Source organism: uncultured Flavobacterium sp., assembly GCF_963922255.1.
Classification (GTDB): Bacteria; Bacteroidota; Bacteroidia; order Flavobacteriales; family Flavobacteriaceae; genus Flavobacterium.
Map to the genome: position 1 here is coordinate 1 of NZ_CAWUIC010000029.1, position 10,403 is coordinate 10,403.

The 10,403-nt window shown below is 28.6% G+C and carries 9 protein-coding genes; all 9 read left to right on the forward strand.

Going from position 1 to position 10,403, the window contains the following annotated elements:
* Positions 1 to 810 precede the first annotated feature (810 nt).
* Positions 811 to 1,857, forward strand: coding sequence for a dTDP-glucose 4,6-dehydratase (gene rfbB, locus AABJ49_RS13795; RefSeq protein WP_338378873.1), 1,047 nt, complete (start codon positions 811 to 813; stop codon positions 1,855 to 1,857).
* 24 nt (positions 1,858 to 1,881) lie between these two features.
* The gene (locus AABJ49_RS13800; RefSeq protein WP_338378874.1) at positions 1,882 to 3,288 is read left to right on the forward strand and encodes an oligosaccharide flippase family protein; all 1,407 of its coding nucleotides are present in this window, start codon (positions 1,882 to 1,884) and stop codon (positions 3,286 to 3,288) included.
* 62 nt (positions 3,289 to 3,350) lie between these two features.
* Positions 3,351 to 4,436, forward strand: coding sequence for a glycosyltransferase family 4 protein (locus AABJ49_RS13805; RefSeq protein WP_338378875.1), 1,086 nt, complete (start codon positions 3,351 to 3,353; stop codon positions 4,434 to 4,436).
* On the forward strand, positions 4,436 to 5,770 hold the full coding sequence (locus AABJ49_RS13810) for an O-antigen polymerase (RefSeq protein ID WP_338378876.1): 1,335 nt from the start codon (positions 4,436 to 4,438) through the stop codon (positions 5,768 to 5,770). Before AABJ49_RS13805 ends, AABJ49_RS13810 begins: the two co-directional genes overlap by 1 nt.
* A complete protein-coding gene (locus tag AABJ49_RS13815; protein ID WP_338378877.1) occupies positions 5,754 to 6,740 on the forward strand; it encodes a GNAT family N-acetyltransferase in 987 nt (328 codons plus the stop codon). The genes AABJ49_RS13810 and AABJ49_RS13815 overlap by 17 nt, the downstream gene beginning before the upstream one ends.
* A 51-nt stretch (positions 6,741 to 6,791) precedes the next feature.
* A complete protein-coding gene (locus AABJ49_RS13820) occupies positions 6,792 to 7,514 on the forward strand; it encodes a polysaccharide deacetylase family protein (RefSeq protein WP_338378878.1) in 723 nt (240 codons plus the stop codon).
* A 1-nt stretch (position 7,515) separates the two neighbouring features.
* Positions 7,516 to 8,661, forward strand: coding sequence for a glycosyltransferase family 1 protein (locus tag AABJ49_RS13825; RefSeq protein WP_338378879.1), 1,146 nt, complete (start codon positions 7,516 to 7,518; stop codon positions 8,659 to 8,661).
* Positions 8,654 to 9,685, forward strand: coding sequence for a polysaccharide biosynthesis protein (locus tag AABJ49_RS13830; RefSeq protein ID WP_338378880.1), 1,032 nt, complete (start codon positions 8,654 to 8,656; stop codon positions 9,683 to 9,685). Before AABJ49_RS13825 ends, AABJ49_RS13830 begins: the two co-directional genes overlap by 8 nt.
* Before the next feature lie 3 nt (positions 9,686 to 9,688).
* Complete coding sequence (locus AABJ49_RS13835) at positions 9,689 to 10,117, forward strand: WxcM-like domain-containing protein (RefSeq protein ID WP_338378881.1); 429 nt, start codon at positions 9,689 to 9,691, stop codon at positions 10,115 to 10,117.
* The last annotated feature ends 286 nt before the right edge of the window (positions 10,118 to 10,403 follow it).

Genomic DNA, 10,403 nt, shown 5'->3' on the forward strand with positions numbered 1-10,403 from the left:
ACCGTCAGTTCGAGTGGTTTTTAGGAATGAAAACGCTAGTTTTCGTTGCTAAAAATTGTATCGAGAACCGTTGTTATGAAAATGATTTTCAAATTTTTTAGGATCACAGATTCTAAAAATACTTTGCGACCTTTGCGGAAAACTTTGCGTTCCTTGCGGTTAAATTGTAACACAAAGTAGCACAAAGGTTAGCACAAAGTATCACTAAGTTTTTTGGAACACGGATTTTAGAAATCTATTATAATCTTTAAAATCTATAAGTTCTATTTACCGTCAGTTCGAGTGGTTTTTAGGAATGAAAACGCTAGTTTTCGTTGCTAAAAATTGTATCGAGAACCGTTGTTATGAAAATGATTTACAAATTTTTTAGGATCACAGATTCTAAAAATACTTTGCGACCTTTGCGTAAAACTTTGCGTTCCTTGCGGTTAAGTTATAGCACAAAGTTTTTTTGGACCACGGATTAAACGGATTTTCACGGATTTTTTTAGGAACACAGATTTGAGAAATTTTTTGTAATCTTTATAATCTTTGCGAAAAACTTAGCGTTCTTTGCGGTTAAGTTTTAGCACAATGTTTCTCGAAGTTTTTTTTAGGTATACAGATTAGAGAAATCTTTATTTAATCTTTTTAATTTAAAACTAACAACTCCTAACTCTAATCTCCTAACTCCAATTTCCTGGCTCACACTCATAATTTTATGAACTTTAAATCATCGACGATTGACACTTAATCTAAAAATAACCTCAATTAATAAAAATAAAGTTTATTTTTGCAAATTAACGTAATTCAAATTGTTACTTTCATAAAATGAAGCACATACTTATCACAGGAGGAGCAGGTTTTATTGGCTCACATGTAGTTAGAAGATTTGTAAATCAATACCCTAATTATCATATTTTTAATTTAGATGCCTTAACCTATGCAGGGAATCTTGAAAATATTAAAGATATTGAAAATCAACCCAATTATACTTTTGTTAAAGGCGATATTTTGGATGAAGCTTTTTTGGAAGGCTTATTTGCCAAATATCAATTTGATGGCGTTATCCATTTAGCTGCAGAATCGCATGTGGATCGTTCTATTACAGACCCGTTAGCCTTTGTGAAAACGAATGTTATAGGTACGATGAATTTATTGAACGTAGCAAAAAAACATTGGAACGGTAATTTTGAAGGCAAACGCTTTTACCATATTTCAACGGATGAGGTTTATGGCACACTGGGCGAAACAGGTTTGTTTACGGAAACTACTGCTTACGACCCTAATTCTCCTTATTCAGCTTCTAAAGCAGCTTCTGATCATTTTGTAAGAGCTTATGGCGAAACCTATGGCTTGCCTTATGTGATTACCAATTGTTCCAACAATTATGGACCTAACCACTTTCCAGAAAAATTAATACCTTTATTTATTAATAATATCATAGAGCAAAAACCATTACCCGTTTATGGGGATGGAAAATATACCCGTGACTGGTTGTTTGTGGAAGACCATGCCGTAGCGATTGATTTAGTATTTCATGAAGGAAAAAATCACGAAACCTACAACATAGGAGGTTTTAACGAATGGCAAAATATAGATTTGGTAAAACTGTTGTGTAAACAAATGGATGCCAAATTAGGACGAGAAGTTGGGGAGTCTGAACAATTAATCACTTACGTAAAAGACCGACCAGGACATGATTTGCGTTATGCTATAGATGCCTCAAAAATCAACAAAGAATTAGGATGGAAACCTTCTGTAACGTTTGAACAAGGTTTAGCCAAAACCATAGATTGGTACTTGGCCAATGAGGCATGGTTGAAAAATGTAACTTCTGGTGAGTATCAGAAGTATTATGAGGGACAATATAAATAATGTATTTAGCATAACTTAAATAATATGTTTAAGGCAGCATTTTGGAGTTCATTTGATAAGGTTGTATATCAGGCATTAAATTTTATTTTAGCCATTATAATTGCTATCTATTTAGGTCCAAAAGAGCTAGGGGCGATTGCAATAATCAATGGATATGTATACTTGTTGAATATATTTGTTGATAGTGGTTTAACAATTTCGATTATAAGAAATAATAAAATCACTAATAAAGAAATTTCTTCAATTTTCATTTTTAATTTATCTGTAAGCATTCTTTTTGTTATAATTACACTTTTATCATCATCATTAATTGAAAGTTTTCTGAATGTCAAAAATTTAGCATATTACTTAAACCTTTCTTCATTAATTTTACTATTTAATTCTTTTTCATTTGTCAGGTATGCTAAGCTTGAACAAAACATGGAATTTAAAAAAGTGACTTTTGCAAATGTATTTTCAATATTTTTATCCGGATTAATATGTTGGATTATGCTTTATCTTGATTATGGTATTTTCTCTGTTGTTATATTTGGAATATCATCTTCTTTGATAAGAAATTTAATTTATTTTTTTATTACTCCTAGATTCAAATTAGAGAGATTTAAATACTTAGATTTACAACCTCATTTAAAATTCGGAAAGAATTTATTATTTTCAAGTAGTGTAGAAGCTATATATAATAATGGATTTCCTATATTAATAACAAAATTGTTTACAGGTTATAGTGCTGGAATTTTTTTTCAATCAAAAAGGTTAATTGATGGACCTGTTAATTTAATTTCAACATCTAGTAGGCGATTGTTTTTACCAATTGCTTCGAGGTATGGTAATGACATAAAAGAAACAAATAAATTTTTGATTGATATATTAAAATTAGTCAATTATATACTGATTTTTATGGTAGCACTACTTTTTATAAATGCAGAATATATAATTGTTAGTGTAATGGGAGAAAAATGGATTGAATCAGTGTTAATTCTAAAAATTTTAATTTTTGGAATGATATTCTACACTCCTTTTTTCCTGTGCTTAGATGTTTTTAAAATTACTGGAGATTCTTCAACTTATTCAAAAGCTATACTCATTAGTAGGATATTTTCAATTATATTAATTTTGTTTTCTTCAATATTTGGTTTTTTAAGCCTTGTTATTTTCTTTTCTTTTTCACAATTATTAATGTTTCTTTATTCTGTTTATTTAGTAAATCAAAAGTATGAATATTCAATTAAAGAAATTTTGGAGACAGTAGTTCCCTATATAATTATAATGGTTTTAGGATTAGTTGTTGTAAATTTTATTAAATTTGGAATTAATCCAATTTCTGTTTTACTAGCCAAGTCAATTGTATTTTTAATATTGTATATAATTTCTACAATTTTTATATTAAAATACAATCCATTATTATCATTATATAAACAAATAAGAAAATGAAAGTAAAATTATTATATATAACAAATATCCCCGCTTTATACAGGCAAAAAAGATTTAATACTATGGCAAGAATTTTTCCAGAGTATGGAATAGATTTTGAAGTGCTTTATATGGCAAAAATTGAACCAGACAGAAAATGGATAATACCTTCTGATTCATATAAATACGCTCATACTTTTTACAAAGGAATTCATCCAACTATTGGCAATTTTTATGCCCATTTCAATCCTGGTTTATTATTAAGATTATTGAAAAAAGATTATAATATAGCAGTTGTGGGTGGTATGGCCAGTCCAACCCATTGGCTAGCTCCATTTTTTATAAATGGAAACAAAAAGCAAATTATGTCTGTTGAGTCTAATTTGCATTCTGTTGAAAGGACAAAAGGAATTGGAGCATGGATTAAAAAAAAATTACTAAAAAAAGCAACTGCTTATCAAGTAACAGGTAATCCTCAGATTGAATATATAAAATTCTTTAATCCACAAGCATCAAGTAAAACGTTTATTTATATGCCTAATTTAATAGACGAGGACGTTTTTGTACATCAAATCAAAAAATTAAAGGATTATAAAGAAGATTTAAGGCAAAAATTTAATGTAAATAGTGAAACTCAAATGTGGGTGTTACCTGCAAGACTAATAGAAATTAAAGGAATTATACCATTTATAAATCTTTTAGAAGGAATAGAAAATGTAAAGCTATTTTTGCTAGGAGATGGGGAACAATCAAAAGAAATAGATACTATTATCTTAGAAAAAAATCTTCCAGTTATAAAAGTAGGATTTGTACAACAGGAAAAAGTTCTTGAATATTATGCAGCAGCAGATTTATTTGTACTGCCTAGCTTAAAAGATCCATCACCATTATCTCCAATTGAGGCTAGTGCAGCTGGATTACCAATTTTAGTTTCGTCAAGAATAGGTAATTTAGAAGATGTATTGGAAGAGAATACTAATGGATGGTATTATGATCCAATTGATGAAATAAAAAAAGGAAAAGAGTTAGTGAAGTACATCTCAAAAATGGAAAGAAAAGAACTTCAAAATTTAGGACAGGAATCGTACAAAAGATATGATAATAGGTTTAATACAGAAAAATGTATACACGAGTATGCTAAACAAATTAAAATGCTTTTTTCTCAATAATGAATAAACTTATAAAAATAGTACTATTAATTTTGTTTTCATTAATAATCGTTATGTTGGACGATTTTTACATGATAGGTACATTCTATTTTTATTCTTTATTAGGTTTTTTAATTTTTGACGTTATTAAACAGAAAAAAATAATACTAATTCATATATGGTGTCTAGGTTTTATATATATTATTCTTTCTGAAGTGTTTTTAATCTTTGGAGAAACCTCAAATCTTTATGCTCTCAACGCACTTAAATATTTAATTATTGCAAACAATTTCTTATTAATAGGATATTATTCGAATACAAATATTAAGAATAACATCATAAAAACAAAAAAATTTACTTATAACGCTAAAAAAGGAGGAGCCTTTTTATTGATTGCGTCTATATTATTTTATGTTGCAATGACTTGGCAAGAAGCTATTAGATCTTTTGCTATGGGAAGAGAAGTTGATACCGATGGAGAAAGTTTTGTGATTGGTTCTGTAGTAAATGCTATGGGTTTTTTATTACCTTCTGTAACTCTTTTTTATTTTTATCATATTAAGAAGAAATCTTTATTAATACCATTTTTATTTTCCACTCCTGTTTTTCTAATACTCTTTATGAGCGGATCAAGATTTCCTTTATTATTTTCCTTCTTGGGATTTTTCATAACTTATCAAAATTTAAATACAGCCAAAATTTCTGTAAAGAAAATTTTTTTAATGAGTTCTGCAGTGATAATACTTTTAAGTGCATCACTAGCTATGAAGGAATTTAGATCGGGAATTAAATTAAATAATAATTATATAGAATCAGATTCAAATTATAAAGACTTTCCAACCTATGTTTCACAATACTTAAGTAATGAAGGGGTTATTGATATGACTTCATTAATGATGAGACATTTTGAGTCACATGAACATTTATACGGAAAATCATCAAGTTTTTTACTATATTTTTGGGTTCCAAGAGAATTATGGAACGACAAGCCAACCATGTTAGGACATTGGTTTGTTAGGGAATATAGATCTGGATTTGTGAGTGGTCATAGTTCTTCATTCGGCTTTACTGGAGACTTATTTGCAGATTTTGGATATTTCTCAATAATTTTAATATTTCTAATTGGAAGACTTTTAAGAAACGCTGAAAATTTCAGAGCTAAATCACTAGCGTCTAAGAATTACAATGTAATTATTGGAGCAATGTTGTTCCCATATGTTTTCTTTTTCGTAAGGTCTCCAATAACTGCAACCATGACATTTTTAGGTATTTTATTTTTCTTTTACTTATTTAAAAGAGTGATTTTTAGTGAAGTTGTAATTAATAAAAAAAATAGTTTTGGAAATAAAAATTAAACCATTTAAAAATTCATCAGTAAGTGAAATTTCTAGCTTATTTAATATAGTTTGGGAAGGACAAGAGTATGATGATATTGTAGCAAAAACAAATTGGGCCTTCTTTAATGATTCTTCAAAAGTTGTACTGTTTGAATCAAATGCAGAATTGATTGCAGCGAGAGGTGCTTTTGAATGGCCATTGTGTTATAATGAAAAACATTTAAACACATTTCAATTTCACGGAACTTGTGTTCATCCAAACTTTAGAAGAAAAGGAATATTTACGTCTATTAATAAACAATTTTTAAAAGAAGCCCAAGAAGAAAAATTTGATTTAATTTTTAATGTTTCGGTTGATAGTTCTAGAGCAGGCTATGAAAAATTAGGTTGGGTATATTTAAAAGGGTTCAGAAGATTGACTTACATAAACAAACCTTATTCTTTTTTTAAAAGTTCCTTTTTAAAGGAGCAAAGTCAAGTTGTTCAAAAACAAAAAAAACATTTTTCAAGCAGTAATAAATTCAATTTTATAGATAAAATTCCAGAAGAGTTTTTAATTAGTAGAACTGAACAGTTTAAAAATAGGTTACATACGAACTATTCTGAAAAATTTATTGAATGGCGACTAAATAATCCTAATGAAAATTACAAAATATTTAGAGGAGATGATTGTGTTATAGTTTATAAAATAAAACAGGTTAAAAGTAGTAAACAATTAATAATTGGAGATTTTTTCATGTTAAAGAAAAATTATAAAACATTTAGAAAAAATATAAATTTATTAATGAAGTATGAAGAGCCAACAATAACTTTTACTTATTCCTTTAATACGCATCCATATTTTAAATATTATTACAGGCATTTCTTTTTGCCAAACCCTTTTAATTATAATCTTAATTTTGGGCTTAAGACATTAAATAATAAAACACGAGATTTTTTATTAAATAAAAAATGGGGATTGAGTTTTTTAGATATTGATACATTTTAAATTATGAGAAGTCTATTAAGAAATATTTTTTTAAGCATAATGGGTTTTTTTATGAAGCCTAAAAAAGGTGTGCATATTATTAACGCTCATTATGTAACTCCAGAGAATAGTGCAGAAATTGACATAGAAATTTTTGAAAATTTTTTAAAAAATATAACAAAAAAAGCTAAATTAATCTCTTTAAAAGAGGCATTGCAATTAATTGAGAAAGGGAAAGAAAATATTAATGATGTATATGTTACACTAACATTTGATGATGGTTTTGAGGAATGTTATTCAACCATAGCACCATTAATAGAAAAATATGGTTCCACTGGTGCTTTTTTTATAAATGCTAACTATATTGAATCTGACATCAACTATCAAGAGAAATTTAATGAAAGAACCCAAACTTATACAAAAAAGCCAATGAGTTGGGCTCAAGTAATTGATTTACATCATAGAGGTCATTTAATTGGCTCACATAATCTGGATCACACAAACATGTCTGAATTAGATGATGAAGATTTAGATTTTCAATTAAAACATAATAAAAAAATACTTGAAAATAAATTAAATTATACTTGCGATTACTTTGCGTGGACTTATGGACAAATGCAACATTTTCCTGAAAGGGCATTGATTGCTACCTTAAAGTATCATGATTATATTTTTAGTGGAACCGATTATAAAAATTATTTTTCAAGGAATAATAAAGTAATTAACAGAAGACACATAGAGCCTTTTTGGAATAAATACCACATGAATTATTTTTTATCAGTAAACAAACAATAATATGATTTTAGGAATTGATGCTTCAAATATCAGAGCTGGTGGAGGTTTAACCCATCTAAAACACTTATTATTAAGTGCTGATATTGCAAATTCTGGATTTGAAAAAATAATTGTTTGGTCAAACAATGAAACATTAAGTAAGTTACCTAATGATAAATGGTTAATTAAATCAACTCATAGTTATTTAAACAAAGGATTTATTTGGTCATTTATGTTTCAAATTTTCATATTATCTAAAAAAGCAAAAAAAGAAAATTGTGATGTTGTTTTTGCACCTGGTAGTACTTTTTTAAGTGGATTTAGACCTTTTGTTACTTTATCTCAAAACATGTTGCCTTTTGAAATAAATGAAGCTTCTAGGTTTCCAAATTTTAAAGATAAATTGAGATTTAAAATTTTATACAAATTGCAATCATATACTTTTCGACAAGCAAATGGATTAATCTTTTTAACAAATTATGCGAAAAATTTTATAACCCAAAAAATTAATTTATCAAACCTTAATGTTGCAATAATCCCACATGGAATAAGTACTGATTTTTTAAATTTTCCAAAACCTCAAAAAGATATTACTGGCTATACTTTAGATAAGCCTTTTAAACTATTATATGTGTCAATAGTCACGGTATACAAGCATCAATGGAATGTAGCAGAAGCAGTTCTTAAACTACGAAACGAAGGATATCCTATTCATTTAGATTTAATTGGCCCAAGTACACCAGAAAGCTTTTATAAATTAAATGAAGTTATAAAAGGAAATGAAGATTATATTAGTTATTTAGGAAGTGTTTCACATGATAAAATTTCTGAGTATTATAAAGAAGCAGATGCTTTTGTGTTTGCTTCAACATGCGAGAATATGCCAATAATTTTAATAGAGGCTATGACTGCAGGTTTGCCAATTGCTTCCAGTCAAAAACAACCAATGCCGGAAGTTTTAGAAAAAGGAGGCTTATATTTTGATGCTTTAAACGTTGAAAGTATTTATATTTGTTTGAAAGAATTATTAGATAATAAGACTATAAGAGAGCAAATTTCAGATATAGCTTATCAAAAAACTAAAGATTACACTTGGAATAATTGTTCAAATTCAACATTTCAATTTATAAAAAATACTGCAAATACATATAAAAATAATCATGCTTAAAAATAAAACATTACTTATCACAGGTGGAACAGGCTCCTTTGGAACCGCAGTTTTACATCGTTTTTTGAACACAGATCATTTCAGTGAAATCCGAATTTTTTCACGTGATGAAAAAAAACAAGACGATATGCGAAATCTCTATAAAAACAATAAAATCAAATATTATATTGGAGATGTACGAGATTTTGCAAGTGTTGAGCCAGCCACAAGAGGTGTGGATTATGTTTTTCATGCAGCAGCTTTAAAGCAAGTGCCTTCTTGTGAATTTTTCCCCATGCAAGCGGTAAAAACCAATGTAGAAGGAACTCAAAATGTAATACGTGCTTGCGCACAAAATAAGGTTAAAAAAGTAATTTGCCTGTCAACGGATAAAGCAGCCTATCCGATAAATGCCATGGGGATTTCAAAAGCTATGATGGAAAAAGTAGCCGTAGCGGAATCAAGAAATTTAACAGATACAACCGTTTGTTTGACACGTTATGGTAATGTAATGGCATCAAGAGGCTCGGTAATTCCCTTGTTTTTAAATCAAATTCAAAAAAATGAACCTATCACGATTACAGACCCTAATATGTCTCGATTCTTTATGTCGTTAGATGATGCGGTGGATTTGGTCCTTTTTGCTTTTGAACATGGAAACTCTGGAGACTTATTTGTTAATAAAGCACCCGCAGGATCTATTGGTGATTTAGCAAAAGCTTTAATGGATTTGACTCAGAAAGAAGTCCCTGTAAAAATAATAGGTACCCGTCACGGAGAAAAATTATACGAAACACTTTGTACTCGAGAGGAAATGCTAAAAGCAGAAGATATGGGTGATTTCTATAGAATCCCTGCTGATAATAGAGACTTAAATTATGCCAAGTATTTTTCAGAAGGCGAACAAGATGTGTCTAAAATTGAAGATTATCATTCACACAATACCAAACAAGAAGGTGTAGAGGGATTGAAACAGTTAATTTCAAAATTACCCTTAATTCGAAAAGAAGTTTTTGGTGAAGAAGTATTGCAAATGCCTATTTAAGTTATGAGTAGTGAGCCTAACATCATAAAAGGGAATAGTTTTTTAGACGAAAGAGGAAAAATCACTTTCAACAATGACTTTAATGCAGCTGCCATTAAACGAATTTATTTTATAACCAATCATTCATTAGATTTTATAAGAGGTTGGCAAGGACATCAAATAGAGCAGAGATGGTTTATGAGTGTAAAAGGAACATTTGAAATTAAAGTGATTAAAATTGATAATTGGGATAAGCCATCGAATAATTTAAATGCCAAAATTTATCAAATTAATGCAGATAATGGAGATGTGTTGCATGTGCCAAAAGGATTTGTTACAAGCATACAAGCGTTACAAGAGGATTCAAAATTAATGGCTATGTCTGATTACAATTTAGGAGAAATTAAAGACGAATATCGTTTTGATATTAATCAATTTGACGAATCTAATTAAAACAGTAACTATCTGCGTAAATCTGCAAGATCTGCGTGCCATAAAAATAAGAAAATCTGTGGAACTCTGTTCAATTAGTTTCAAAAAAAAATAAAAAAATCTGCGTAAATCCGTGAGATCTGCGTGAAAAAAAATAGAAAACCTGTGGAACTTTATTCAGTAAGTTTCATACAAAACAAATAAAAAAATCTGCGTAAATCCGTGAGATCTGCGTGAAATAAAATAAAAACCTGTGGAACTTTATTCAGTAAGTTTTATACAAAACAAATAAAAAAATCTGCGTAAA

Bases quoted from the DNA above. Each gene is read 5' to 3' on its own strand.
- AABJ49_RS13825 (WP_338378879.1), top strand. From the start codon at position 7,516: ATGATTTTAGGAATTGATGCTTCAAATATCAGAGCTGGTGGAGGTTTA.
- AABJ49_RS13820 (WP_338378878.1), top strand. From the start codon at position 6,792: ATGAAGCCTAAAAAAGGTGTGCATATTATTAACGCTCATTATGTAACT.
- AABJ49_RS13830 (WP_338378880.1), top strand. From the start codon at position 8,654: ATGCTTAAAAATAAAACATTACTTATCACAGGTGGAACAGGCTCCTTT.
- AABJ49_RS13810 (WP_338378876.1), top strand. From the start codon at position 4,436: ATGAATAAACTTATAAAAATAGTACTATTAATTTTGTTTTCATTAATA.
- rfbB (WP_338378873.1), top strand. From the start codon at position 811: ATGAAGCACATACTTATCACAGGAGGAGCAGGTTTTATTGGCTCACAT.
- AABJ49_RS13835 (WP_338378881.1), top strand. From the start codon at position 9,689: ATGAGTAGTGAGCCTAACATCATAAAAGGGAATAGTTTTTTAGACGAA.
- AABJ49_RS13800 (WP_338378874.1), top strand. From the start codon at position 1,882: ATGTTTAAGGCAGCATTTTGGAGTTCATTTGATAAGGTTGTATATCAG.
- AABJ49_RS13805 (WP_338378875.1), top strand. From the start codon at position 3,351: ATGGCAAGAATTTTTCCAGAGTATGGAATAGATTTTGAAGTGCTTTAT.